Genomic DNA, 23,530 nt, shown 5'->3' with positions numbered 1-23,530 from the left:
TGCTCAGAAGCCGAGCGAGCCGAAGCCGCCACCGCCGTCGCCGCCACCCGGCTCGGGCTCGGTCGGCAGGTCGGCCACCGTGACCACCTTGGTCGTGGACGAACTCGCCACGCCGCTGCGGCCGGAGAACGTCGCGCCGATGGTGTAGGAACCGGCCGCGCCGGGCGTCCAGACCAGCGAGGCCTTGCCGTTGGCGGCGACGGGGATGTCGCCGAGCACCTGGTCGCCCGCCTTGAACTGGATCGTGCCGCCCGCGCCCGCCGGGGTGACGGTCGCCTCCAGCGTGACGGCCTTGCCCACCTGCGCGCCGGTGACTTCGGCGAGCGCGGTGTTCGACACGGCGTCGCTGGACACCGTGATCGCCGGGCCCTTGCCCTGATAGGTGCCGTCGCCGAGCGAGCCGCCGTAGTGCATGGAGGTCGGCAGCGGGGTGTCGCGGGCGCAGTTCACGCCCACCTTGTACTGCACCTCGAAGGTCTGCGACTTCGGCTCGATGTTCGGATACACCGGGTACTTGGTGATGCCGAATTCCGCGCGCACCCAGTCCGAGGAGGAGGTGTCGAGGGTGACGACGTCACCGCCCATCCTCGCCGAGCCCGCCACCGGTGTCAGGCAGGCGGGGTGCAGATCCTTGATGTTGTAGATGTATTCGACCGGGATCCCGGTTCGCTCGAACCTGGTGGTCACGGTGATCGTGTCGCCGACGACCGGTGTCGTGTTCGACACGGTCCGGGTGAACTTGCTGTTCCCGTCGCTCCAGGTGATCGAGCCGGGGGCGGCCGCGGCCGTTCCCGGCATCGCCGCCACCGCGAAGCCCGCCGCCACCGCGAACACGGCCATCGAGCCTGCCGCCCGCTGCATTCTGCTGTCCACCATCGTTGTCTCCCACATGGCCCCGGACGCCGCTCGACCCCGTCGTCGATGCGCTGTCGCGTCCGCGTGGGCAGCAGTAGATCACGGCAGGGTTCCCCACGGACCAAATTCCGAAACATGTCTCAGTCAGATTGCGAATCAGCCTCACGTTCACGTACGTACCCGGTAACGGACACTGCGCGCCGGTACCGTCTACCCCCATGAAGCCACCGGCGATCGGTTATCTGCGCCGCGACATCTCGGGTGTCGCCCAATCCTGGGACGAAACGCAGATCCGTTCCCTAGCCGAACGTCTCGGCTACCGCTTCACCAAGACGGTCGTCTTCAGCGACCGCACGGTCGACCCCATCGGCCGGCTCCTCGACGTGGTCTCCGCCTCCGAGGCCGCCGCCGTCGTCACCCCCACCCTCAGCCACCTCGACGGTTTCGCCGACCCGCTCCTCGCCGTCTGCGACCTCATCACCGTCACCCCCGAAACCACCCACCCCCGCACCGCACCCGCCCTCCCGGCCTGACCGTCACCCGGGCGGCGCGGTCCACACGTGCTGACGGCCGCCGCGGCAGTGACGCCATCACCCACGCCGGTGTGCCTATCTCCGGCTCTGGCATAGACCTTCCTATCGTCTGATCGACGTGGGTCGTGGCGGGCGCGGTGGAAGGTGGTGCGGCGCAACGATGAAGCTCGCAAAACGCCCATTTTTTGCGCACTCCGGAGGCTGTGCCATGTGGTCCGACATACTCGAGCTGGACGCTGTCGACGTCGATCCCGACGACTACGTCCGGGCGTTGATGAGGTGGCATTTCGATGCCGAGACGGGGAGTCCGTACTGGCTACGGCGGGCCGAGGGCCTCGACTTCGATCCGCGGGTGGACGTGCGCACCTTCGACGATCTGCGGTTGTTCCCGAATGTGATCGACGAGTTCCGCACGGTCGCCGTCGAGGATCTCGTTCCGCGCGGGCTGACCGGGCCGGACCGGGAGATCGCGGGGATCTTCGAGAGCGGCGGCACGACGGGGGCCCCGAAGCGGTTCGTGATGTTCGAGCCGTGGATGGAGTTCGCGCTGTCCTGGGACGAGCACCACTACGCCGACCTGGGCACGATGAACACCTTGGCGATCGCGCCGAGCGGCCCACACATGTTCGGCGAGTTCGCCACTCGCCGCGCCCGCAGGCACCACGGAGTGAAATTCACCGTCGACCTGGACCCGCGCTGGATCAAATACCTGATCGGCGCCGGCGACACCGAGGGCGCCGACCGCTACGCCGAGCACCTCATCGACCAGGCGGCCGCGATCCTGACCACCCAGTCGGTCGGCATCCTGATCGCCACTCCGCCGCTGCTCGAACGCCTGGCCCGGCGTGAGGAGCTGGTCGAGGCCGTCCGCAAGCAGGTGAAGTTCCTGTGCTGGAGCGGCGCGCACATGGACGCCGACACCCGAGAGATCCTGCGCCAGGCGGTCTTTCCCGGCATCCCGCTCAAAGGCCTCTACGGCAGCACCACCATTCTCGGCATGTCCCGCGAACGCGACGACGAGCGCGCCGACGGCCTCGCTGTGTTCGACACCCCGAGCCCGTTCATCGCGTTCCGCGTGGTCGACCCGGCCACCGGTGACGACCTCGCCCACGGCGAACGCGGACAGGTCGTGATGAACCACCTCACCAAATACGCACTGCTGCCCAACAATCTGGAACGCGACACCGCCGTGGCCGCCGAACCCGCGCCGGGGACCCTCGGCTGCGCGGTCGCCGATGTGCGGCCGGTGGCGACGTTCGCCGACAAGTCCGTCATCGAGGGTGTGTACTGATGATCGAGATCGACGCCCTCGGCCCCACCGGACCCTATCGTGCCAGGCAGCGGGTGCCGATCACCGCGCTGGACGGCACCGAAGTCGGTGCGCTCGGCCAGGTTCCGGCACTGTACGTGCGCCGCGCGCTGGCCGCGATGCGCGCCGCGCCGACCGTGCCCGCCGCCGACCGGTTCGCCCTGATGAGCAAGGCGGCCGAGCTGTTCACCACCGCCACGATCGGCGAGCTCGATCCCGAGCAGTACATCCGGATCGTCTCGACGGTGTCCGGGGTGCCCCGCCAGGTGGTGCGGCAGTCGGTCGAGTGGGTCGCCGAGGTGCTCCGATCCCAGTGCGACACCATCGAATCGGCGATGCCGCACGGCGCGGTCGCCGAGTGGTCCGACGAGCGCACCCGCGCGGGCGCGGCGGTGTGGGTGCGCAAGGGTGATGTCTTCGCGGTGCACGCGGCAGGCAACACCCCCGCGGTGCACGGGCTCTGGCCCGAGGCGCTGGCGCTGGGGTACAAGGTCGTCGTCCGGCCGTCGGCGCGTGAACCGTTCACCGCGTTCCGGCTCGTGAGCGCCCTGCGCGCGGCGGGGTTCCCGCCCGAGACGATCGTGCTGCTGCCCACGGACTACGCGGCGGCCGATGTGATCATCGCCGAGGCCGACTACGCGATCGTGTACGGCGGGCAGGACGTCGTCGACAAGTACGGCGCGAGCCCGCGGGTCCTCACCCAGGGCCCCGGCCGGTCGAAGATCCTGGTCACCGCCGACGTCGACTGGCGCGAGCACCTCGACGTGATCGCCGATTCGGTGAGCCACCTGGGCGGGACGGCCTGCACCTGCACCACCGGCATACTGGTCGAAGGTGATCCGGAACCGCTGGCCACGGCGCTGGCCGAGCGGCTCGACCGCATCCCGAGCCTGCCCGCCGAGCACCCCGACGCCCTGCTCACCGTGCAGCCGGTGCCGACGGTCACCGCGATCGACGCCTACCTGCACGAGGTCGCCGGGACGTCGACCCCACTGCTGGGTGGGCAGAGCATCGTCGACGAACTGCCCGGCGGCGGCGCGGTGCTGCGGCCCGCGGTGCACCTCGTCGACTCGGCGGACGCGCCGCAGCTGGGGATCGAACTGGCCTTCCCGTGCGTCTGGGTGGGCCCGTGGCAGCCGTCGGACGGCATTGCGCCCCTGCGTGATTCACTGGTCCTCACGGCCATGACCACCCGCGCCGAGCTCGTCGACGCCCTGCTGACCGAACCGACGATCACCAATCTCTACCTCGGCGACAACCCGACCACCTGGCTGCGCCCCGGCGTCCCGCACGACGGCTACCTGGCCGAATTCCTCATGCGCTGCAAGGGGATGATCCGCTCGGGAATCTGATTTCGCGCGCGACCCGCGCCCCGGCCGGTGGGCCCCGGCGCGGGCACGTGCGGGAAAATGCTCCGGTGACCACCGAGAACACCCGCCCCGGCCCACCGGCGATCAGCCCCACCATCCTGGTGATCACGCTGAGCCGCCGGGTCGAGGCGGAACTGGCGGCGGCGCTGGCGCCACTGGAGCTCACGGTGGCCAGACTCGGCCTGCTCGGGCACATCAACGGGGTGCCCGGCGCGTCGTTCAGCGAACTGGCCAGGATGTCGGGCACCAGCGTGCAGAGCGTGCACACCGCGGTGAAAGCGCTGGTCGCCGCGGGCCTGGTGCAGGACAGGACCGCGCGGGCCGGATCGGCCTCGGCGATCGAACTCACCGACGCGGGCATCCGGCTCCTCGGCGAGGCACGAAAAGTGGTGACCCAGGTCGATTCTCAGTTGTTCGGGCCCGACGCCGATCCCATCCAGCGCCAGGTCGGCGCGGCGATCGTCGCGGCCTTCACCGGCACCGCGCCCGGCGATTCCTGACATCGTGACCCAGCCAACCTTCAAATAGACTGAAGCTCGAGCTAGGCTTCAGTCACACTGAAGGTTGGAGGTCGGGTGGAACACGTCTTACTGTCCGTACATGTCCTGGCGGGCATCGTCTTCGTCGGCGGCTCGGCGGTCGCCGCGAGCCTGTTCCCGCGCTACGCGCCGGTGCTCGCCGGGGCGGAACAGGCCGAATCCGTGCGCAACGGCGCCGTCGCGGTGGCGATGCACCGCATCACCGGCAACTACGCCAAACTCGCGATCATCGTCCCGGTGGTCGGCATCGCCCTGGCCACGGTCCAGGGCCGGATGAACGAAATCTGGATCACCCTGGCGATGATCCTCACCGCCGTCGCGGGTGGCCTGCTCGCCCTGCAGATCCATCCACTCCAACGCGCCGCGCTGGACTCCCCCGACGACGGCAAGCGGCTGCGCACGCTCTCGATGCTCGCGGGGATCTACAACCTGCTCTGGACCGTGGTGGTCGTGCTCATGATCGTGCGGCCCGGCGCGGGCTGACGATCGCGCGGTCAGCCGTGCTCGGCGCCGATGCGATGCAGGATGTCGTGGATGATCGGGTCGGTCAGGCGGTTGGTGACCGTCCGGCCCTCCCGGCTCGACGTGACACAGCCTTCGTGGCGCAGCACGCGCAGCGCCTGGGAGATGGCGTTCTCGGTCCGCCCGATCGCGGCGGCCAGTTCGCCGACGCTGATCCCGGGCGTGCGATGCAGGCACAGCAGGATCTCCAGGCGGTTCGGATCCGAGAGCAGGTCGAATCGCTGTGCCCAGGCGGCGATTTCGACATCACCGATCGCGCGACGGCCGAGTTCGACCGGCGATCCGTCCAGTGTGCGTGGCTCTCCCATGGCGACCTTCAGCTTACAACTCGTCTATCATCTGTCCATCTGTTCAGATAAACAGTTGGGACTGCCAGATGAAGCTCCGCGCCAGGCCGCTGCTCGCCGTGGGGGCCGCGTGCGCGCTGGCCGTGTCGCTGTCGTCGTGCGGGACGCCGACCAGCGGAAACACCGACTCGCTCGTCCTCGCCGACGCCTATGAGCTGGGCGGCTACAACCCGATCGCCGGCTACGGCGCCGCCGGTGAGGCCAAGGTCTACGACGGCCTGCTGCGGCTGACCGGCGGCGAGGGCATGCCGGGGTTCGCCCCGTCACTGGCCACCGAGTTGCCCACCCCGAACGCCGACGCCACGGTGTGGACCGCGCCGCTGCGCGCGGACGTGCGGTTCAGCGACGGGTCCACCTTCGACGCCGCCGATGTGGTCGCCACGTATCGGGCGATCCTGGATCCGGCATCGGCCTCGGAGGCGCGCTCCTCGTTCTCGATGATCGAGCGGGTGGAGGTAGTGGACCCGACTTCGGTCCGGTTCACCCTGCGGCACCCGTACGCGGCGTTCCCGACGAAGCTGCTCATCGGCATCGTCCCGGCGGAGTCGGTCGCAACGCCGGGCCCCGCCGCGGAGTCGTCGCTGAACACCGCGCCGATCGGCACCGGCCCCTACCGCCTCACCGCGCTGGAACCGACCAGGGCGGTGTTCGAAGCGAACGAAAGCTACTGGGGCGGAGCGCCTGCCGTGAAACGGCTGACGCTGCTCTACGTTCCCGACGACAACACCCGCGCGCAACGCATGGCCACCGGCGAGCTCGACGGCACCACCCTGCCGCCCCTGCTCGCCGCGACCTTCGCCCAGCGCCCACCGATGACGGTGCGCGCCAACACCTCCGCCGATTGGCGCGGGGTGTCCCTGCCCGCCGCGGATCCGGTCGCCGGCGATCCCGCCGTGCGGCTCGCGCTCAATCACGCCGTCGACCGGCAGGCGATGATCGACAACATCCTCGGCGGCTACGGCCGCCCCGCCTACACCCCGTTCCCGGCGGTCTACGGCGAATCCCACAATCCGGCGGTGTCTTTCGCGTTCGACCGGGCCAAGGCCGAACAGATCCTCGACGGTGCGGGCTGGCGGCTCGGCGCCGACGGCGTCCGTGCGAAAGACGGTGTGCGCGCGCGGTTCACGGTGATGTACAACTCCACCGACACCCTGCGCCGGGATCTGGCCATGGCCTTCGCCTCCGACGCCAAGCGGGTCGGCGTCGAGGTCGATCTGGAAGCGCTGTCCTGGGATCGGATCGAGCCGCGGATCGGGCAGGCGGGCATCCTGCTCGGCGGCGGCAGCGAACCCTTCGATCCCGACACCCAGGCCTACGCCACCCTGCACTCGCCCGCGGCCGACACGAGCGCGGGCAGCCCGTACGACAACGCGAGCCGCCACTCCGACCTCGCCGTCGACGCGCTGCTCGAAACCGCCAGGCGCACCACCGATCCGGCCGCCAGGGCGCGCGCCTACCGCGAGGTGCAGACCGAATACGCCCAGGACCCCAGCTACGTGTTCCTGGTCCACCTCAACCACACCTATGTCGTGAAGGACGCCGGCTGGAACACCTCCGGCCCGATTCTCGAGCCGCACACCCACGGCGTCACCTGGGGTCCGTGGTGGTCGGTGCAGACGTGGACGCGCCGGTGAGACGCAGCCGCTGGCGCGACCGCGGCATCGGCGCGATGACCCGGCGACGGTTGCTGACCCTGGTCCCGGTGCTGGGGGTGGTCTCGGCCGCCCTGTTCGCGGCCGCCGCCGTGTCGCCGTTCGATCCACTCGTCGGCTACCTCGGCGCCCGCTACGAGACGACGAGTGCCGCCGACCGCACCCTGCTCACCCAGCAGCTCGGCCTCGACGCGCCCTGGTACCAGCTGTACTGGCGCTGGCTCACCGACCTGGGGACCGGCGACCTCGGCGTCTCGCGCAGCTTCACCCAACCGGTGAGTGAGCTTCTCGCCCAACGCCTTCCGTGGACCATGCTGCTCGTGGTCGTCGCCATGAGCGCGGCCGTGGCGATCGCGCTCGGCGTCGGCGTGTGGGCGGGCATGCACCGGGGCGGCACGATCGACAAGCTGGTCGCCGCGACCTGCGTGGTGTTGCAGGGGCTGCCGCCGTTCGTGGTGTCGCTCGGCGCGATCGCGCTGTTCGCAGTCGGGCTCGGCTGGCTGCCGCCTGCGGGGCTCACCGACGCGGGCGCGGACGCCGGATTCGGCCAGGTGGCACGGCATCTCGTGCTGCCCGCCGCCGCGCTGGCGGTCTCCCAGGTGCCGTGGCTGCTGCTGGCGGTGCGGGAATCGGTGGCCGACCGGCGCGGCGAGGACTTCGTGGTGGGCGCGGCGACACGTGGCATCGCGACCTCGACGATCACCCGCAGACACATCCTGCCGACCTCGCTGGCACCGTTCGTGACGATCCTCGGGGTCCGGCTGCCGGAGGTCGTCGTCGGGGCGGTGCTGGTGGAGGAGATCTTCTCCTGGCCCGGTGTCGCCGGCGCGTTCGTGCAATCGGCGAAGGACCTGGACATGGCCTTGCTGGCGGTGCTGACCGTCGGCACGACCTGCGCGGTCATGCTCGGGTCGCTGCTGGCCGACATCGCCGTCGTCGTGCTCGATCCCCGGGTGCGGGCCGATGGCTGAGCGGCGGCTGTCTCTCGCGCTGGCGGTGCTCGGCGCGGTCGTGCTCTACGCGGTGCTGGTGCCGTGGCTGGGCGGCGTCGACGATCGGCTCACCGATTTCGCCGCGGCCAGGCAGGCGCCGTCCGGGCAGTGGTGGTTCGGCACCGACGCGGCGGGCCGGTCGCTGTTCACCCGGATCGCGGCGGCGCTGCGCACTTCGCTGGTGATCGCGGCCTGCGCGGCGGCGGTGTCGACGGCGATCGGCGTGCTCGTCGGCGCGGTCTCGGCGCTGGCGGGCGGGTGGGTCGACCGCGCGGTCATGCGGTTCGCCGACACCGCCAACGCGCTGCCGCACCTGCTGCTGGGGATCGTGATCGTGGCGCTGTTCCGCGGCAACACCCTCGCCGTGGTGCTCTCGATCGGGCTCACGCACTGGGTGCAGGTGGCGCGGATCGTGCGCGCGGAGAGCCTGAGCCTGCGCGAACGCGAATACGTGGCGGCGGCGGTGCTCGCGGGCGCGAGCAGGCGGCATCTGCTGGTGCGGCATCTGCTGCCCGCGGTCGCGCCGCAGGCACTGATCGCGGTGGTCCTGCTGCTGCCGCACGCGATCTGGCACGAGTCGACGCTGTCGTTCCTCGGTTTCGGTCTGCCGCCGCACGAACCGAGCCTCGGCACGCTGCTCGCGGAGGCGCGCACCTCGCTGCTGCTCGGCGGCTGGTGGACGCTGGTGTTCCCGGCCGGATTCCTGGTGCTCACCACCGTGGCGGTCGCCGTCGCCGGATCGGCGCTGCGCCGGGTGCTGCTGCCGCCGAAACCGTCGAGGATGCCCCGATGAGCCTGACCATCGACGCGCTCACCGTGCGAATTCCCCTGGGCGGCAAGGGTGTCGTGCACGCCGCGACCGACGTCTCGCTCGACGTGCCCGCCGGGTCGATCACCGCGCTGGTCGGCGAATCCGGCTGCGGAAAGTCCATTGTGGCGAGTGCGGTGCTCGGTGTGCTGCCGCCCGAGGCCGTGGTCAGCGGGTCGGTGCGGCTGCACGTCGGCGAGCTCTCCGTCGATGTGCTGGACGGGATGAGCGGATCTGCTTCTCGCCGTTGGCCTCTGGGCCGTCCGGGTAGGCGCGCGTGGGCGGGTCGCCGGCGCGGGGGAACCGTACCGGCACCCGGCCCGGACTCCGTGCCCACGCCCGAACCGCGCCACGACGAACTCATCGACGCCGGGCAGCACGGGGGTAGGCGGCAAGGAGCGGGACTCCGTGGACGGAGAATCGCGCTGATTCCGCAGTCGCCCGGCACGCATTTCACCCCCGTCCGCACGATCGGCTCGCAGCTGGCTGAGGCGATCGCGGCGCTCGGCACCGCGCACAGCCCCGAAGATCTCGTGGCCAAGGCCGGCTTGCCCGCGTCGGCGCTGGCGCTCTACCCGCACGAGCTGTCGGGCGGGATGGCGCAGCGCGCGGCGGTGGCGGCGGCACTGGCCGGGGACCCCGACGTGATCGTCGCCGACGAACCGACCTCGGGGCTGGACCGCGACCGCACCGATCAGATCGGTGAGTTGCTGCGCGACTGCGCCGACGGCGGCGCGGCGGTCCTGCTCATCACCCACGATCTGAGTCATCTGCTGCGCGCCGGGATCGCCGACACCGTCGCGATCATGTACGCCTCCCGGCTGATGGAGGTCGGGCCGGCCGCGCAGGTGCTCGCAGATCCGTGGCACGACTACACCGGTGACTTGCTCGCTGCGCTCCCCGAACGGGGGCTGACCCCGCTTCCGCATCCGCCCCGCGCGCTCACCGATCTGTCCGACGACTGCCCGTACGCGGGCGGCCCCACCGCCCTGTTCCGCGAGGATCAGCGCCTGATCCGCCGAGCGAGGTCCTGATATGGCGCTCATCGCCGAGGCCGTCACCACCGGATATCGCCCCGGCACTCCCGTGCTCACCGGGGTGGACCTGCGGGTCGCGCCCGGGGAGATCATGGGGATCACCGGCGATTCGGGGGCGGGGAAGACCACGCTGGCCCGCACCCTGGCCGGGCTCCTCGCCCCCACCGCGGGCCGGGTCACCGTCGGCGGCAGATCACCACGGGACGCCCGCGGCGAGATCGCCATGGTCTTCCAGAACCCGCGCGCCGCGACCAACCCGAACTTCACCCTCGCCGACATCATCACCGAGCCCACGAAGATCCGCCGCACTCCCCCGCCGGACCTGGCGGCCCTCACCGCCGCGGTCGGCCTCACCCCCGACCTCCTCGACCGCCGCCCCCACGCCCTCAGCGACGGCCAGCTCCAACGCGCCTGCGTGGCAAGAGCTCTCGCCCAGTCCCCCCGCTACCTCATCCTCGACGAACCCACCGCCATGCTCGACGCCGCCACCACCGCCACCCTGGTCCACCTCCTGAAGTCCCGCTCCCGAGACTTCGCCACCCTCTTCATCACCCACGACCAGCCACTGTTGGAAGCCATCTGCACGACAATCACCATCGTCGCCGATGGCAGCCTCACGCCCCACTGATCCAACGGCATCCGACTACTACCCTCGCTGCCATGGCCAAGCGCACCCCACTCGGTGAAGCCGAGTACGAAGCCCTCGCCGAGAGCTACGAGTCGTCGCCACCCTCAGCGGACGAGGTTGCCGGTCCCGTGGTTGTCGCGCCGAGAGCGACTGCGGACGGGTCGCCCGACCAAGGGCAAGAACGCGGTAGCAAGACACCGCGAAGCCGCTGACCAGCACAACGCCGACGCGGGTGACTGCGTGCGGGTCCGCACCCTCGATCGCCGACCTGCTCGGCCCACCGCTCAGCGTGTCCTCAGGAAGCCGTCTTAGCGTGTGCTCCCGTGACTTTCACGCAGGGGTACGAGACGGGTTCACGACGGGCGCTCAGCGGATGGGGACGGACGGCGCCGACCGTCGCGGAGGTGGTGCGCACGCCGGACGTCGCGGCGATCGCCGAGCGGGTGCGGACCGCGGGGCCACGCGGGGTGATCGCGCGCGGACTGGGCCGCAGTTACGGCGATCCCGCGCAGAACGGCGGCGGCGTGGTGGTCGACATGACCGCGCTCGACCGCATCCACCGCATCGATCCGGACAGCGGCATCGTCGAGGTCGACGCCGGGGTCAGCCTGGACACGCTCATGCGGCGCGCACTGCCGCACGGCCTGTGGGTCCCTGTGCTGCCGGGAACGCGGCAGGTCACCGTCGGTGGTGCGATCGCCTCCGATATCCATGGCAAGAACCATCATTCGCAGGGTAGCTTCGGCAATCACGTGGTCTCGCTGGACCTGCTCACCGCCGACGGCACGGTGCGCACGCTCACCCCGGAGGGCTCCGAGGCCGACCTGTTCTGGGCGACGGTCGGCGGCATGGGCTTGACCGGCATCATCACCGGGGCGCGAATCCGGTTGAAGCACACCGAAACCGCGTATTTCCTCGTCGACAACGACCGCACCCGCGACCTCGACGAGACGATGGAACTGCTCACCGGTGGCTCCGACGACGGCTACGACTACTCGATGTCGGTGCCGGACACCATCTCCACCGGGCCGTCGCTCGGCCGGGCCGGATTCAGCCGCGGGTCGCTGGCCACCCTCGACCAGCTGCCGCCGAAGCTGCGTAGAAGACCGCTGAATTTCGATGCGCCGCAACTGTTCACGGTGCCCGACATCTTCCCGAACGGCATGGTCAACAGCGTCACCACGCGGATCGCCGCCGAGGCCGCCTACCGGCTGTTCCCGCGCCGCGCCCGTGGGCGCGTCCAGAATCTGACGCAGTTCTATCACCCGCTGGATCTGCTCGGGGAGTGGAATCGCGCCTACGGCAAGCGGGGCTTCCTGCAGTATCAGTTCTCCATGCCGTTCGGCGCGGAACAGCAGCTCGCCGATGCCGTGCGGGCCATCGCCGAATCCGGGCACCACTCGTTCCTGAACGTCTTCAAGCGGATGGGCCCCGGCAATCCCGCCCCGCTGTCCTGGCCGCACCCCGGCTACATGCTGAGCCTGGACTTCGCGCTCACCCCCGGGCTCGACCGGTTCTGCGCGCGGCTCGACGAGCGGGTGCTCGCGGCGGGCGGGCGCCTGTACTTCGCGAAGGACTCGCGCACCACGCCGGAGATGATCGCGGCCATGTACCCGCGCCTGGACGAATGGCGGCGGGTGCGCGACCGGGTCGACCCGGAGCGGGTGTTCGCCTCGGACCTCTCGCGCCGCCTGCGCCTGGTGGCCGCCGGGTGAGCCTCAGCGCGCGAGCCGGATGCGCAGGGTCTCGTAGGTGGGGATGAAGACCTTGCGGCGGTAGCGCCGCTCGACGATCTCCCACGGCCGCCCCGCTGCCGTGAGCGCGGTGAGCAGCGCGGTGAGTTCGGAGTGGACGAGCTGCGCGCCCAGGCACAGGTGGCGGCCGCCGCCGAACCAGAGCTGACGGGTCTCGGGCACGTAGTCGCGGGCGATGTCGAACTCACCGACCGCGTTGTTGATGGTCCAGGTGAGGATCTTGACGTGCTCCCCGGCGCGCAGCTCGCGCCCGGCGACGGTGACATCGGCGGTGACCGAGCGGCCGACCAGATAGGCGGGGCTGGTGACGCGCAGGATCTCGCGCACCGCGTCGGGCATCCGGTCCGGCGCGGCGATCAGCGCGCGATGCTGATCGGTGTCGTGCATGATCGCGACCATCCTGGTCATCGCGCTGGCCAGGGTGTCGGTGCCCGCCACCGCCATCAGGATCGCCAGTCCGGCCGCGTGCTGGACCTCGAGCCCGAGTTCCCGGCAGCGCCCCAGCGTCGTGTCGGGGTCGGCCCGCTCGTAGGCGGTAGGGACATTGACAGCGAGTTGGCTCGCCAGCTTCCGCGCCCGCGCCACCGCGACCGGGTCGAGGGTGGTCGAGGCCATGGTGCCGAAACCGAGGTTGACCAGTTCCTCGACGTGGTGGAACAGCCGCAGGAACAGCGCGTCGGTGTCCTCGGTGGGATCGCCGCCGATGGCCGCGGCGATGTCCTCGGGACGCATCCCGACCAGGTCGGAGACACTGCGACCGACCAGGATCTGGGCCCGCGCGGCGATGTCGACGGTCTCGCCCGCGGCCAGGCGCGTGCGCAGATCGCGCAGATCGGGCCCGATCACCCGCTCGACCAGGGCATCGGTGTGCGCGAGAGTGAACAGATCGCGCACCTTGGTGCGCAGTTCGGTGTGCCCGGGCCCCTCGAAGAGGTCCTCCACCCAGTCCCCGATGACCTGCGCCCACCAGTGCCCGGCCGCACCCTCGGAGACGATGCTGAAGTGCGTGCTGTCGTTGTAGATCTGCCGCGCGACCAGCGGGTCGGCGACGAACCAGCCGAGCTTGGGGACCTTGCGGATCGGGCGCGCGACCCGACCGAGGAGCAGAACTCCCGGCAGCCAGGGCTGGCCTGCGGCTAGTAGGGTGAGTTCATGGCGTCGGGCAGCGCTCCACACCCCGGCACAATCTAGTCGAGCGTGACCGAATAGTGAAGGTCTGTGACTAGGATCGGCGAGATGCGCGGATGGAGGACTTCGCATCACGCGCGATATCCGGGGAAGTGAACTGGCACATGGTGAGATCCACAATCGAAGCGGTCGGCGCGTATCTGCCTGCCCGCGAAGTGACCACAGCGGAACTGATGAGCCGACTGGCCGTCGACGCGCCGCTCGACCTGGAGAAGGTCAGCGGGGTGGTCGCCCGGCGGGTGCGCGGTCGCGACGCCGAGGGCGCCGAGGAGGACTCGTTCACCATCGCCCTCGCGGCCGCGCGTTCGGCGCTGGCGAATTCCCGCTACGCCGCCGCCGACCTGGACGTGATCATCTCCTGCTCGATCACCCGCACCCGCGGCGAGGACTTCTGCTTCGAACCGTCCTTCGCCCTGATGCTGCGCAACACCCTCGGCGCCACCCGCGCGATCCACTTCGACGTGTCAAACGCCTGCGCGGGCATGCTGACCGGAGTTCTGCTGCTGGACAGGATGATTCGCGCGGGCGCGGTCCGCCGCGGCCTGGTGGTCTCCGGTGAGTGCATCACCCCGATCTCCGACACCGCCGTGCGCGAGATCTCGCAGAAGTACGACCCGCAGTTCGCCTCGCTCACCGTCGGTGACGCGGGCGCGGCGGTGCTGCTCGACCGCACCGACGGCCCCGGGCTGGACTACGTGGAGCTCAACACCAGCGCCGCCTTCGCGAAACTGTGCCTCGGCATGCCCAGCGATCAGGGCCCCGGCGTCGCGCTCTACACCGACAACCGCGCGATGCACAACGAGTCCAGGTATCTGCTGTGGACCTCCCGGCAGCGCGAGTTCCTCGCCGAGCGGGGCTCCAGCTTCGCCGCCGAGGGCTACGACTACGTGATCCACCACCAGTTCAGCGGGCCCGCGGTCGAACTGATCGACAAGATCGCCGAGCGCGAGTTCGACTCGGTGATGCCGCCCAAGCTGGCCGTGCTGGACAAGTACGGCAACACCGCCTCGACCTCGCACTTCGTGGTGCTGCACGACGCGCTGCGCCAGGGACTGCTCGCACCGGGGTCCAAAGTGCTGCTCGTTCCGGCCGCCTCCGGGGTGGTCGCCGGGTTCCTGTCGGTGACAATCGGCGATCTTCGGGTATAGGACAGTATGGGAATCATCATTTCTTCGGCCGTGACACAGACCGGCGGGGTCAGCTCCGTCGGCCAGGCGGCCGACGCGGCCAAGTCGGCGCTCACCGGCGCGGGCTGCGGGCCGGAACAGGTCGACGCGCTGATCAACGTCGGGGTGTACCGCGACGCCAACCTCGTGGAACCGGCGGTGGCCGCGCTCATCCAGCAGGCCGCCGGGATCGGCCTGGAATACCGCCCCGGCGATGTGCCGTGCCTGTCGTTCGACCTGATGAACGGCGCGTGCGGGCTCGTCAACGCGGTCGGGGTGGCCACCTCGCTGCTGGCCGATCTGCCCGCGGGCCACGTGGTGGTGGTGTCCGGGGACGCGCACCCCTCGGGCTCGGCCGACGCGGAGTTCGCCTTCGAGCCGGTCGGCGCGGCGATCGTCCTCGAAAACCATCCCACCGCAATAGGTTTCGGCGCGGTGCACGTGAGTGCCGGTGACACGCTGCCCGATCCGCAGGGCTATGTGACGCTGTCGGCCATGGGCGCCACCGGACGTTCGGCGCTGACGCTCGAACTCGGCACCAGCACACCGGAACTCGTCGAGCACGCCGCCACGGCCGCGCGGGAGGCCCTGGCCGCCGACCACCTCGACCTCGACCAGGTGGTGCTGGTGTGCGGTAAACCGACACCCGAGTACGCCGGGCAGCTCGCCGCCGAACTCGGCATCGACACCGTGATCACCGACGACTTCGCCGGCGACGCCCACACCTCCGCGCTGACCGCCGCCTACGTGGCCGCCCGCGAGGCCGGGCTCGTCGACCGTCCGCTGCTGTTCGTCGCCGCCGACGGCGGGCCGACCGCCGCCGCGGTCACCTATCGCGGACCGGAGGTGCGGTGATGGCCATGCACGCGGTCCCGGACCGGGGCGAGAACGGCCGGGTCTGGACGGTCGACGCGCCCCGGCAGGAACACGCCAGGCATCGCGCGCCAGCCCCGAGCCGGGGTGCCGTGCTGGCGCTGCGGTCGATCCCGGTGTTCGGGTGGGCGTTCCTGCTCCTCGGCGTCGTCCGGCCGTTCCGTTCGCGGCTGCTGCGGGTGGCGTTCTGGATCGACGCGGTGCTCAGCGTGGGCGTGCACGCGGCCCAGATCCCGGCCGCCCGCCGGGTGGCCGCCGAGCGCGGGATCGCGCCGGGCCGGGCCGCGGTGATGACGATGCTCTTCGGCGCGACCTGGTGGAAGACCCTCGGCGAGGACGCGCGGTGAACCGGCCGATCGGCGTCCGCCCGGACGGTCCCGGGTTCTAGGCGGACGCGATGACGGTGCTGGTGACAGGCGCGAGCGGGTTCGTCGGCGGGGCGATCGCCCGCGGCCTGCTCGCCCGCGGTGTCGCGGTCCGCGCGATGGTGCGCGACGCGGCCGCCGCGCCGGCGGGCGCCGAGGTCGCGGTCGCCGATCTCGCGGACGCGGGCGCACTCGCGGCGGCGGTGGCGGGCACCTCGGCCGTGGTGCACGCGGCGGCGCTGCTCGGCGAGTTCGGGCGGCCCGCGGAGTTCTTCGCGGTGAATGTCGCGGGCACCGACCGCTTGCTGCAGGAGGCCGTGGCGGCCGGGGCACGGCGTTTCGTGTTCATCGGCAGTCCGAGCGCGTTGATGGCGCCCGACGGCGGCGATCAGCTCGGAATCGACGAGACCGAGCCGTACCCCGCCCGGTTCCTCAACAGCTACTGCGAGACCAAGGCGGTGGCCGAACAGCTCGTCCTCACCTCCGGCACACCGGAATTCACCACCTGCTCGCTGCGCCCGCGCGCGGTGTGGGGGCCGGGCGACCGCCGCGGTCCGGTGGTACAACTGCTGGCGAAGCTGCGGGCGGGCCGGCTGCCCGACCTGTCCGGCGGCAGGGACGTCCGGGCATCGCTGTGCTACATCGATCACCTCGTGCAGGCGGTTTCCCTGGCGCTGGAAGCCGAGAACGTCGGTGGCCGAGCCTATTTCGTCGCCGATGCCGAACCCGTCGAGGTCTGGCCGACGTTGACGGCGGTGGCGCACCGCTTCGATCTGCCCGCGCCGAGTGTCACCCTGCCCGCCCCGGTGCTCGGTGGCGCGGTGGCGGCGATCGAGGCGGTGTGGCGGATTCCCGCGGTCGCGCGGCGGTGGACGCCCCCGCTGTCGCGGTACGCGGTCGCCCTGGTCACCCGCTCGGCCACCTACGACATCTCCCGCGCCGAGCGCGAACTCGGCTACCGGCCGAGCGTCTCGTTCGCCGACGGGCTGGACCGATTCCACGCCTGGGTCACCGAGATCGGCGGACTCGACCGGCTGTTGGAGGAGCTGTGAGCGGGCTGTGGGTGGTGATTCCCGCCTTCGACGAGGAACGCGGTATCGGTGCCACGCTGGAAGCCATAGCGGCACAGAGTGATACCCACTTCACGGTGGTGGTGGTCGACAACAACTCCACCGATCGCACCGTCGAGATCGTGCGCGCGTTCGCCGAGGCGCATCCCGTTCCCCCGATCGAGGTGATCACCGAGCAGCAGAAGGGCACCGGTGCCGCCGCCGACACCGGCATGCGGTACGCGATCGAGCGCGGCGCGACCCTGCTGGCCCGCACCGACGCCGACTGCCTGCCCGCACCCGACTGGACCGAGCGGATCAAGGTGGCGTTCACGACGGGATTGCGGCTGGTGAGCGGGCAGTTGATTCCCCGGACGGACGAAGGGGTTTCGTGGCGGGACCGGATGATCATCCGGGTGGCCCTCGAGGTGGCCTCGGCCTTCGGCAAGGTGCGCTCGGGCAACCGTGACCCCAAGTATCTGGGGCCCTACGTGATGACGCCCGGCTGCAACATGGCCATCACCGCCGAGCTGTACCTGGCCGCCGGCGGGTTCCCGCGCACCGCCATCGAGGACCTGCACGAGGACCGCGCGCTCGTGAACGCCGTGCGCACCATCACCACCGAGTACGGATTGCGCCGCGACGTCCGGGTTTTCGGCTCGAACCGGCGGGTGCGCGCCTGGGGTATCCGCAAGACCCTGGCCTGGTACGCCGACCACCGCTACCGGCCCGACGTCGTCGACATCCGATGACCGCCGACTTCCTCGACCACCTGGCCATGCAGGCCGACCGCATCCCCGATGCCTCGGCGCTCGGCCCGGTCGGCGCACGCGCGCTCACCTATCGCGAACTGGTCGACACCGTCGAGCGGGTGGCGGCCAATCTCGGCGCGGCCGGGTTCCGGCCGGGCGATCGGATGCTGTTCTCGATCCGGCCGAGTGTGGCGTCGGTGAGCCTGATCTTCGGGGTGATCGCGGCGGGCGGATCCATCGTGTTCGTCGACCCCGGGGTGGGACCGGAACTGTTTGCGCGGCGGGTCGATCTCGTCGAACCCACCTGGGCCGCTACCGAATCACTGCTCTACGCGGTGAGCGGCCCGCTGGCCGGGTTCGGGCGAAGGCGTGGGTTGAGCCTGCCCCGGTTCGGCGCGCTCGACGTCCGGCACATCCACAGCGGGGCCTGGCTGCCGGGTACGCCGCTGCGCTCGATTCCGTTGCGCCGCTTCACCGGCGGTGCCGAGCGCGTCGCACGAATGCCCACCGATCTCGACGCACCCGCGTTGATCGTGTTCACCTCCGGCACCACCGAGGATCCGAAAGCCGTTGTGCACACGCGTGCTTCGCTCAGCGCGGGGCTGGCGGCGATGGGCGGGCAGACCAGTCTCGCGCCCGGCGCGTTCCTGCACACCGAACAGCTCATGATGGGGTTGCCCGCGCTGATGGCGGGCGCCCGCTGGGCCATGCCGCGTTATCCGCGGTTCGGGACCCACATCGATCCGGTGCGGTTCACCGCGTCCCTCGGCTCCGCGACCCACGCCTTCTACACGCCCGCGGATCTCGCCCGCGCCCTGGACGCTCTCGAAGCGGGGACGATCACCCCGCCCTCGCACCTGCGGCAGGTCGCGCTCGGCGGTGCGCCGGTCACCGCCGCGCTGCTGCGCCGAGCGCGAGAGTCCTTGCCGTACACCGAATTCCTCGCCGTCTACGGGATGACGGAGATCCTGCCGGTCGCCGTCACCAACCACGCCGCCAAACTCGCGCACACCGGCGACCTGCTCGGCGCTCCGGTGTCCGGCGTGCGCGCCCGGATCGCCGAGGACGGCGAGTTGATCCTCACCGGCCCCAACCTGTGTCGCGGCTATCTCGGCGCCGAACCCCTCGCCGAGATCCACACCGGCGACCTCGCGCGCTGGGACGGCGAACAACTCGTCCTCACCGGCCGCAAGAAGGACATGATGATCCGCGGCAAGACCAACATCTATCCCGGCCTCTACGAGCCGGTGATCGCCGCGCTCGACGGCGTCCGCGAGGCGATCATGGTCGGCCTGCCCGACGAGATCGGCGACGAACGCATCGTGCTGGCCGTCGTCGCCGACCCTGGCGCCGACGACCTCCCTGCCCGCCTCCGCACCCGCCTGCCCCAGCTCATCGACACCACCGCCGTCCCCGACGACATCGTCCTCGTCGACCGCATCCCGGTCAGCGGCCGCACCAACAAGCCCGACCGCGCCGCCCTCCGCACCCTCCTCCGCACCCGCCTGGGCTGAGGGCGCCCCGGTGCGTAGCATTCTGCACACGTTGTAGCAGTTCGCTATGCTTGTAGACATGAAGCAGATCCAGCAACGCGACCTCCGCAATGACAGCGGCAAGGTGTTGGCCGCTGTCGAGGCGGGCGAAAGCTTCATCATCACGCGCAACGGCAACCCGGTCGCCAAACTCGAGCCGCTCGTTCGGCGCGCATTCGTGCCGGTCAGTGAGCTCGCCCGGACCAGCGCTCCGCTTCCCCATGTCGACTACCGACAGTGGCGCGCGGATCTGGACGCGATGATCGACCCGGAGATTCCAGACCGTGAGTGAGTCGGCGGATCCACTCCATATCCTGCTCGACACCTCCGTCCTGATCGACTACGCCGAGATTCACACCGGGCTACCCAGCGACGCCGATGCCGCGATCAGCGCTGTCAGCCTGGCCGAGCTCGCTGCCGGTATCCACGCGACGAAGGATCCGGTACGGCAGGTACAACGACAACTCCAGTTCCAATGGGTGGTGCGGACGTTCGATCCGCTTCCCTTCGATGCCGAGACCGCGCTGGTGTACGGGTCGCTGGCGTTGCTGGTAAAGCAGATCGGACGCAAACCGAGAGGTCGAGTGGCGGACCTGCAGATCGCCGCGACCGCTGTCCAACACGCACTGCCGCTCTACACCCGCAACCCCGATGACTTCAAAGGCCTCGGACCGCTGCTCAACGTCATCGCGGTGTGATTGCTCAACTGTCCACGGCGAGGGATACGAGGGTGCGGTCGGCGAGGGCGTCGATGGTGGGGCGGGGTAGCAGGGTGTCGACGTAGCAGAAGGTGATCGACAGGGTGTCGCCCAGGGTGGCGACGGCTACGGTGAGGGCGCTGGCGCAGGAGTTCGTGCCCGCGACAGTGAGGTCGGTGAGGTCCAGGGGCTCAGGGGTTTTCGGGGCGGCGAGCCGACCGAGGTTGCTCAGGGTGACGTTCCATGGTGCGCGGCGGTCGATGAGTTCGATGGTGCGCCTGCCGGATTCGAGGCTGCGGGGGCAGCCGTAGCGGATCGCGGCCAGGGCAGTGAGGTCGTTTCCTCGGGAGATGCGCTGGTCCAGTTGTTCTTTCGTCTTCCGGGCGGCATCCCAGACCGTTCGCCGCGGCCCGAAGGGGACGAAGGTGGGGACGACGCCGGTGAACATGCCCGGTTCCTCGCCGTCAGGTGGCGGGTCGAGGCGGGTGCGCAGGTCCACCGGGATACCGATCCCGGCGGCGCCGTCGCGGCCCGGCCGGAACGACTCGCCCATCGCCGCGGCCAGGGCGGCGACGAGAGCGGCGTTGACCGTGACGCCCTCCGCGCGACAGCGCGCACGCAGGGCGGCGAGCCGGTCGCCGGTGATGGTGCGGATCACCGTGCGGGTGCGGCGGATCGGCAGCGGCGGTGGGGTGCCGGGAATGCCGAGCGCCCTGCGGGCGACGGCGCCGAACTGCCCGGTGAGGTTCACCCGGAGACAGCGCGTGAGGCGGGCGTATTCGGGCGGGATCAGGTCGTCCGGCGCCGGGATCGGGGCACGGGAACCGCCCGGCGGCGGTGCGCCGAAGGTGTAGGCGAGCAGCCTGGAGGCCAACGACGCCATCGACCGGCCGTCGACGAACACATGCGAGAACACCACGATCACGTCGTGGATCTCCTCGGAAGTGCCCGGCCGCCAAGCGAGATCGATGATCCGTCCCGGCGCCGTGGCGATATCCACCGGCTCCGCCAACTGCTCGTCGAAGACCCGCCGCCATTCCTCCGGATCGTCGACGATCCGGTGCAGCACCGGCAGATGCGGATCGGCCGACCGCGCGAACCGCGGCCCCGGCACCACCACCGCCCGCAACAACGGAAACTCCGCGACCAACGCCGCGGCCCCCTCCTCCAGCCCGTATCCCCCGATCGCCCCACGCACCCGAACCCGCACCACACAATTCGCCGGCGACAACTGATCCACCAGCCAGAACCACCGCTCCCCCGCCGACAACGCCCGCCCCACCTCGTCGCCCCGGCGCGCGGTCACCAGATATCGGTCCAGACCGGCCGCTTCGCGATGTCCACCATGGCGGCATTCTTACCGATCAGCACGGGAACCGTGGACCCGACACTCAGGCGCTCGGCCAGATCGCCGGCTCGACCGGCACGGAACTGCGAATAGAAGTATTGCTTTCCCACCTGGGCGTCAGCGCCCGAATCAGGATGCCGGAACCGCACTTCGACCCGCACCCGCCACAGATCGAAGTTCAGCGGTCCCTGATTGTTCTTGCACCGCAGCTCCGATTCGATCACCTCGGCCACCGCGCGAACGCCGGTGCGCCGCAGGTACCACCGGCGCACCCGCCACGCGCCATTGAGTACCAGCATCCATCCGAGCACGCCGAGAACCACGCTCACCGGAAGGACCAGCGCCATCGCCACCGGCGAGCCGAGCCGTTCCGCCACCGCGAAACCCACGTTCAGCGCACCGACCATGAAGGCGACCGCGCCCGCGGCCACACCCAACGTCCACACCAGCGACATCGGGCCGATCATCTGATTGGATCGCGCCACCTCAACTCCTCAGCGCCAACGCCGCTCATCGGGATGTTCTTCGAAGTCGTCCGGCCAGTCACTCGGGCCGACGACGGCTTCGCCCGCTCGTGTGCGGCGGGTCGGCGGGGGCGGCCAGTTGGGCTCCGAAGCTGGTGCCTGCGGTGGCTCCGGGGACCATTTCCACGTGAACTCCCGTGGCGAACCCTTCATCTCGGCGACTTCGGGCGGGACCGGGCGTGCCATGGATTCGATGTCGGCCCACCGGCATTCGCCCGCGGCCACCCGCTCCGCGTACGCCTTCAACGCAGGCGACGCGGTATCCATACCCGCGATCGTGGCCATGAACTCCTCGGTGACCTCGGTCGCTCCGTCGAAGAGCTCGTCGACGTCGATACTCGCCAACCGGATGGTCGCGGTGCGCAGATTGTCGACCGCGTCCATGACCTTTCTGGCGAGCGCCTCGACCGTGGGGTCGAGATCCGGCTCTCGCATGCTGCCCCACTGCGGTCGCGTCATGACGCGTTCTCCCACGGAGCCGCACCGGTTCCGGCGTCGTAACCCTCGGTGGGCCGATTCACCATGTCACCGTAGTGGGCGATCTGTTCGATGTCCTTGCCGATGGTGGCCACCCGCGTCGCATCATCGATCTTCTTGGTGACCGGCGCGATGGCCTCATCCAGCTTCTGCTTCGCCTTGTCCTGCAATTGGCCTACCGGATCCTTGATGAAGTCGAGAAGCTTGTTGAAGGCATCGGCCAGCTCCCTGATCTTCCCGACCACCTCGATGGCCGCGTTGACGAGCACTCCGATGTCATAGACGAGTTTGGCGATGCGCGCCGCACCGAGGCCGGGGACGGCTGCGGACAAGATGTTGGCGACGGACTTCAGCGCGCCTTTGATGTCGTCGAAATCGACATACTTGTTGAGCATCCCCCACAGTTTCTCGAGGATCAATCTGATCCCGTCCCGAATCATGTCGGACACTTCACCCGCGCAGTCGCTGACGACTCGGCCGACCGGCCCTTCCCACTTCATGGCCGCGATCTGCTTGGTGGCCCAGTCGCCGAAGGCGATGGCAGCCTTGCCATCCCAGTGCGGAACATTGTTCGTGCTGCTGTCGATCCGCTTGACACCGGATTCGAGATTCTTCCCGCATGCCTCGAGTCCGTTTCCCGCCTGTTTGTACACGTCCCCCAATCTGCGGATCTCGGACCAGTTTCCGGGAATCGGCTCCAGGCACTTGACCAACGGGTCGTACTCGGTTCCCGCGGCACGGGTGATGCTCTTGATGGACTCGTTCACATTGCCGAGCACCGGGAAGACATCGGCGATGAGCGCGGCCAGTTCCTCTTTGTTCGCGGCGGGCGCCTCGAGCTTGAACTGCTCCGGTTTCGGATAGCTGGCCGCGCCGGTGTATTGCATCGTGACGCCGACCTCTTCCGTGCTGTCGTCGCCGACGAAGTTCGACTCGGTGTGCGCGTTCAGCGCGGCGTAGGTTTTCTGATCCTGGCTGTGATACATCCAGGCGGCTTTGTTGAGCTCGGTGCCGGTGGCCAAGGTCGTGTTCGCGAGCACCGCGTGCCGCTGGGACATCCATTCGGCCGCGTCGTCGATCTTGTCGGCGAGTGTGTCGATGATCGGACCGTGTAGCCAGTTCGCCGCCCGCCCCTCGGTCGCCACAAAAGTGGACGCCGACTGCGCGTCAGCGGCGATAGCGGTGACCAGGTTGCTCAGACCCGCGATCTCG

At 70.0% G+C, this 23,530-nt stretch carries 26 protein-coding genes; 19 read left to right on the top strand and 7 right to left on the bottom strand.

Translation table 11 applies throughout. From position 1 onward, the window contains the following. Window positions 1-3: 3 nt before the first annotated feature. Window positions 4-876 (bottom strand): Ig-like domain-containing protein, encoded by an 873-nt coding sequence (locus AB0H56_RS05295; protein WP_357157427.1) that lies wholly within the window; start codon window positions 874-876, stop codon window positions 4-6. A 197-nt stretch (window positions 877-1,073) separates the two neighbouring features. Here AB0H56_RS05295 and AB0H56_RS05290 point away from each other — a divergent pair, with 197 nt between their 5' ends. The 5 genes from AB0H56_RS05290 (at window position 1,074) to AB0H56_RS05270 (ending at window position 5,089) form a co-directional block, all read left to right on the top strand. Then, window positions 1,074-1,388 (top strand): hypothetical protein, encoded by a 315-nt coding sequence (locus tag AB0H56_RS05290; protein ID WP_357157425.1) that lies wholly within the window; start codon window positions 1,074-1,076, stop codon window positions 1,386-1,388. A 208-nt stretch (window positions 1,389-1,596) separates the two neighbouring features. After that, window positions 1,597-2,679 carry an AMP-binding protein gene (locus AB0H56_RS05285; protein ID WP_357157422.1) on the top strand — a complete coding sequence of 361 codons (1,083 nt, stop codon included), beginning with the start codon at window positions 1,597-1,599 and terminating at the stop codon, window positions 2,677-2,679. Beyond that, window positions 2,679-4,049, top strand: coding sequence for an aldehyde dehydrogenase family protein (locus tag AB0H56_RS05280; RefSeq protein WP_357157419.1), 1,371 nt, complete (start codon window positions 2,679-2,681; stop codon window positions 4,047-4,049). The genes AB0H56_RS05285 and AB0H56_RS05280 overlap by 1 nt, the downstream gene beginning before the upstream one ends. Window positions 4,050-4,114: 65 nt before the next feature. Next, window positions 4,115-4,567, top strand: a complete 453-nt coding sequence (locus AB0H56_RS05275) for a MarR family winged helix-turn-helix transcriptional regulator (protein ID WP_357157417.1) — start codon at window positions 4,115-4,117, stop codon at window positions 4,565-4,567. 75 nt (window positions 4,568-4,642) lie between these two features. Next, window positions 4,643-5,089 carry a hypothetical protein gene (locus AB0H56_RS05270; protein ID WP_357157415.1) on the top strand — a complete coding sequence of 149 codons (447 nt, stop codon included), beginning with the start codon at window positions 4,643-4,645 and terminating at the stop codon, window positions 5,087-5,089. Between the two features lie 11 nt (window positions 5,090-5,100). Here the strand turns inward: AB0H56_RS05270 and AB0H56_RS05265 are convergent, their stop codons facing one another. Further along, window positions 5,101-5,436, bottom strand: coding sequence for a metalloregulator ArsR/SmtB family transcription factor (locus AB0H56_RS05265; protein ID WP_357157412.1), 336 nt, complete (start codon window positions 5,434-5,436; stop codon window positions 5,101-5,103). Between the two features lie 68 nt (window positions 5,437-5,504). Between AB0H56_RS05265 and AB0H56_RS05260 the strand changes: the two genes are divergently transcribed. The 6 genes from AB0H56_RS05260 to AB0H56_RS05235 all read left to right on the top strand — a co-directional run bounded on the left by AB0H56_RS05260 (window position 5,505) and on the right by AB0H56_RS05235 (window position 12,307). Further along, a complete protein-coding gene (locus tag AB0H56_RS05260; protein WP_357157409.1) occupies window positions 5,505-7,109 on the top strand; it encodes an ABC transporter substrate-binding protein in 1,605 nt (534 codons plus the stop codon). 35 nt (window positions 7,110-7,144) lie between these two features. Then, a complete protein-coding gene (locus AB0H56_RS05255) occupies window positions 7,145-8,098 on the top strand; it encodes an ABC transporter permease (RefSeq protein WP_357157888.1) in 954 nt (317 codons plus the stop codon). Further along, window positions 8,091-8,912 (top strand): ABC transporter permease, encoded by an 822-nt coding sequence (locus tag AB0H56_RS05250; RefSeq protein WP_357157407.1) that lies wholly within the window; start codon window positions 8,091-8,093, stop codon window positions 8,910-8,912. The genes AB0H56_RS05255 and AB0H56_RS05250 overlap by 8 nt, the downstream gene beginning before the upstream one ends. Beyond that, window positions 8,909-9,961: an ATP-binding cassette domain-containing protein gene (locus tag AB0H56_RS05245; protein ID WP_357157404.1), complete on the top strand. Its 1,053-nt coding sequence runs from the start codon at window positions 8,909-8,911 to the stop codon at window positions 9,959-9,961. Before AB0H56_RS05250 ends, AB0H56_RS05245 begins: the two co-directional genes overlap by 4 nt. 1 nt (window position 9,962) lies before the next feature. Next, window positions 9,963-10,592: an ATP-binding cassette domain-containing protein gene (locus AB0H56_RS05240; protein ID WP_357157401.1), complete on the top strand. Its 630-nt coding sequence runs from the start codon at window positions 9,963-9,965 to the stop codon at window positions 10,590-10,592. A gap of 323 nt (window positions 10,593-10,915) precedes the next feature. Further along, window positions 10,916-12,307: an FAD-binding oxidoreductase gene (locus AB0H56_RS05235; RefSeq protein ID WP_357157398.1), complete on the top strand. Its 1,392-nt coding sequence runs from the start codon at window positions 10,916-10,918 to the stop codon at window positions 12,305-12,307. 3 nt (window positions 12,308-12,310) lie between these two features. Here AB0H56_RS05235 and AB0H56_RS05230 read toward each other — a convergent pair whose 3' ends face one another. Then, the gene (locus AB0H56_RS05230; RefSeq protein ID WP_357157395.1) at window positions 12,311-13,522 is read right to left on the bottom strand and encodes a cytochrome P450; all 1,212 of its coding nucleotides are present in this window, start codon (window positions 13,520-13,522) and stop codon (window positions 12,311-12,313) included. A gap of 116 nt (window positions 13,523-13,638) precedes the next feature. Between AB0H56_RS05230 and AB0H56_RS05225 the strand changes: the two genes are divergently transcribed. Genes AB0H56_RS05225 through AB0H56_RS05190 form a run of 8 tightly spaced genes read left to right on the top strand, consistent with a single transcriptional unit; the run spans window position 13,639 to window position 19,969 of the window. Then, window positions 13,639-14,682, top strand: coding sequence for a 3-oxoacyl-[acyl-carrier-protein] synthase III C-terminal domain-containing protein (locus AB0H56_RS05225; RefSeq protein WP_357157392.1), 1,044 nt, complete (start codon window positions 13,639-13,641; stop codon window positions 14,680-14,682). A 30-nt stretch (window positions 14,683-14,712) separates the two neighbouring features. Further along, on the top strand, window positions 14,713-15,555 hold the full coding sequence (locus AB0H56_RS05220; RefSeq protein WP_357157389.1) for a hypothetical protein: 843 nt from the start codon (window positions 14,713-14,715) through the stop codon (window positions 15,553-15,555). Continuing rightward, window positions 15,555-15,920, top strand: a complete 366-nt coding sequence (locus AB0H56_RS05215) for a hypothetical protein (protein WP_357157386.1) — start codon at window positions 15,555-15,557, stop codon at window positions 15,918-15,920. The genes AB0H56_RS05220 and AB0H56_RS05215 overlap by 1 nt, the downstream gene beginning before the upstream one ends. Window positions 15,921-15,970: 50 nt before the next feature. Then, window positions 15,971-16,990, top strand: coding sequence for an NAD-dependent epimerase/dehydratase family protein (locus AB0H56_RS05210; protein WP_357157383.1), 1,020 nt, complete (start codon window positions 15,971-15,973; stop codon window positions 16,988-16,990). Beyond that, window positions 16,987-17,739, top strand: coding sequence for a glycosyltransferase family A protein (locus tag AB0H56_RS05205; protein ID WP_357157380.1), 753 nt, complete (start codon window positions 16,987-16,989; stop codon window positions 17,737-17,739). Before AB0H56_RS05210 ends, AB0H56_RS05205 begins: the two co-directional genes overlap by 4 nt. After that, window positions 17,736-19,253, top strand: coding sequence for a class I adenylate-forming enzyme family protein (locus tag AB0H56_RS05200; protein WP_357157377.1), 1,518 nt, complete (start codon window positions 17,736-17,738; stop codon window positions 19,251-19,253). The genes AB0H56_RS05205 and AB0H56_RS05200 overlap by 4 nt, the downstream gene beginning before the upstream one ends. A gap of 58 nt (window positions 19,254-19,311) precedes the next feature. Further along, entirely contained in the window at window positions 19,312-19,563 is a 252-nt protein-coding gene (locus AB0H56_RS05195) for a type II toxin-antitoxin system prevent-host-death family antitoxin (protein ID WP_357157374.1), read from the top strand. Beyond that, window positions 19,556-19,969: a type II toxin-antitoxin system VapC family toxin gene (locus tag AB0H56_RS05190; protein ID WP_357157371.1), complete on the top strand. Its 414-nt coding sequence runs from the start codon at window positions 19,556-19,558 to the stop codon at window positions 19,967-19,969. The genes AB0H56_RS05195 and AB0H56_RS05190 overlap by 8 nt, the downstream gene beginning before the upstream one ends. Before the next feature lie 4 nt (window positions 19,970-19,973). On the opposite strand, the gene AB0H56_RS05185 is transcribed toward AB0H56_RS05190, so the two are convergent. From AB0H56_RS05185 to AB0H56_RS05170, 4 genes are all read right to left on the bottom strand, one after another. Then, window positions 19,974-21,275 carry a hypothetical protein gene (locus AB0H56_RS05185; RefSeq protein ID WP_357157368.1) on the bottom strand — a complete coding sequence of 434 codons (1,302 nt, stop codon included), beginning with the start codon at window positions 21,273-21,275 and terminating at the stop codon, window positions 19,974-19,976. Then, the gene (locus AB0H56_RS05180; protein WP_357157365.1) at window positions 21,272-21,748 is read right to left on the bottom strand and encodes a hypothetical protein; all 477 of its coding nucleotides are present in this window, start codon (window positions 21,746-21,748) and stop codon (window positions 21,272-21,274) included. The genes AB0H56_RS05185 and AB0H56_RS05180 overlap by 4 nt, the downstream gene beginning before the upstream one ends. Window positions 21,749-21,811: 63 nt before the next feature. Then, entirely contained in the window at window positions 21,812-22,300 is a 489-nt protein-coding gene (locus AB0H56_RS05175) for a hypothetical protein (protein WP_357157362.1), read from the bottom strand. Then, window positions 22,297-23,358, bottom strand: a complete 1,062-nt coding sequence (locus AB0H56_RS05170) for a hypothetical protein (RefSeq protein ID WP_357157359.1) — start codon at window positions 23,356-23,358, stop codon at window positions 22,297-22,299. The genes AB0H56_RS05175 and AB0H56_RS05170 overlap by 4 nt, the downstream gene beginning before the upstream one ends. Window positions 23,359-23,530: the final 172 nt, after the last annotated feature.

This window comes from Nocardia sp. NPDC050717, from assembly GCF_040654275.1.
In the GTDB taxonomy this organism is placed as follows: Bacteria; Actinomycetota; Actinomycetes; order Mycobacteriales; family Mycobacteriaceae; genus Nocardia.
This window is presented reverse-complemented; position numbering and strand designations above follow the sequence as displayed.

Coding starts and splice junctions, on each gene's coding strand:
- AB0H56_RS05295 (WP_357157427.1), bottom strand. CDS start 876: ATGGTGGACAGCAGAATGCAGCGGGCGGCAGGCTCGATGGCCGTGTTC.
- AB0H56_RS05290 (WP_357157425.1), top strand. CDS start 1,074: ATGAAGCCACCGGCGATCGGTTATCTGCGCCGCGACATCTCGGGTGTC.
- AB0H56_RS05285 (WP_357157422.1), top strand. CDS start 1,597: ATGTGGTCCGACATACTCGAGCTGGACGCTGTCGACGTCGATCCCGAC.
- AB0H56_RS05280 (WP_357157419.1), top strand. CDS start 2,679: ATGATCGAGATCGACGCCCTCGGCCCCACCGGACCCTATCGTGCCAGG.
- AB0H56_RS05265 (WP_357157412.1), bottom strand. CDS start 5,436: ATGGGAGAGCCACGCACACTGGACGGATCGCCGGTCGAACTCGGCCGT.
- AB0H56_RS05260 (WP_357157409.1), top strand. CDS start 5,505: ATGAAGCTCCGCGCCAGGCCGCTGCTCGCCGTGGGGGCCGCGTGCGCG.
- AB0H56_RS05255 (WP_357157888.1), top strand. CDS start 7,145: ATGACCCGGCGACGGTTGCTGACCCTGGTCCCGGTGCTGGGGGTGGTC.
- AB0H56_RS05250 (WP_357157407.1), top strand. CDS start 8,091: ATGGCTGAGCGGCGGCTGTCTCTCGCGCTGGCGGTGCTCGGCGCGGTC.
- AB0H56_RS05245 (WP_357157404.1), top strand. CDS start 8,909: ATGAGCCTGACCATCGACGCGCTCACCGTGCGAATTCCCCTGGGCGGC.
- AB0H56_RS05240 (WP_357157401.1), top strand. CDS start 9,963: ATGGCGCTCATCGCCGAGGCCGTCACCACCGGATATCGCCCCGGCACT.
- AB0H56_RS05225 (WP_357157392.1), top strand. CDS start 13,639: ATGGTGAGATCCACAATCGAAGCGGTCGGCGCGTATCTGCCTGCCCGC.
- AB0H56_RS05215 (WP_357157386.1), top strand. CDS start 15,555: ATGGCCATGCACGCGGTCCCGGACCGGGGCGAGAACGGCCGGGTCTGG.
- AB0H56_RS05210 (WP_357157383.1), top strand. CDS start 15,971: ATGACGGTGCTGGTGACAGGCGCGAGCGGGTTCGTCGGCGGGGCGATC.
- AB0H56_RS05200 (WP_357157377.1), top strand. CDS start 17,736: ATGACCGCCGACTTCCTCGACCACCTGGCCATGCAGGCCGACCGCATC.
- AB0H56_RS05195 (WP_357157374.1), top strand. CDS start 19,312: ATGAAGCAGATCCAGCAACGCGACCTCCGCAATGACAGCGGCAAGGTG.
- AB0H56_RS05175 (WP_357157362.1), bottom strand. CDS start 22,300: ATGACGCGACCGCAGTGGGGCAGCATGCGAGAGCCGGATCTCGACCCC.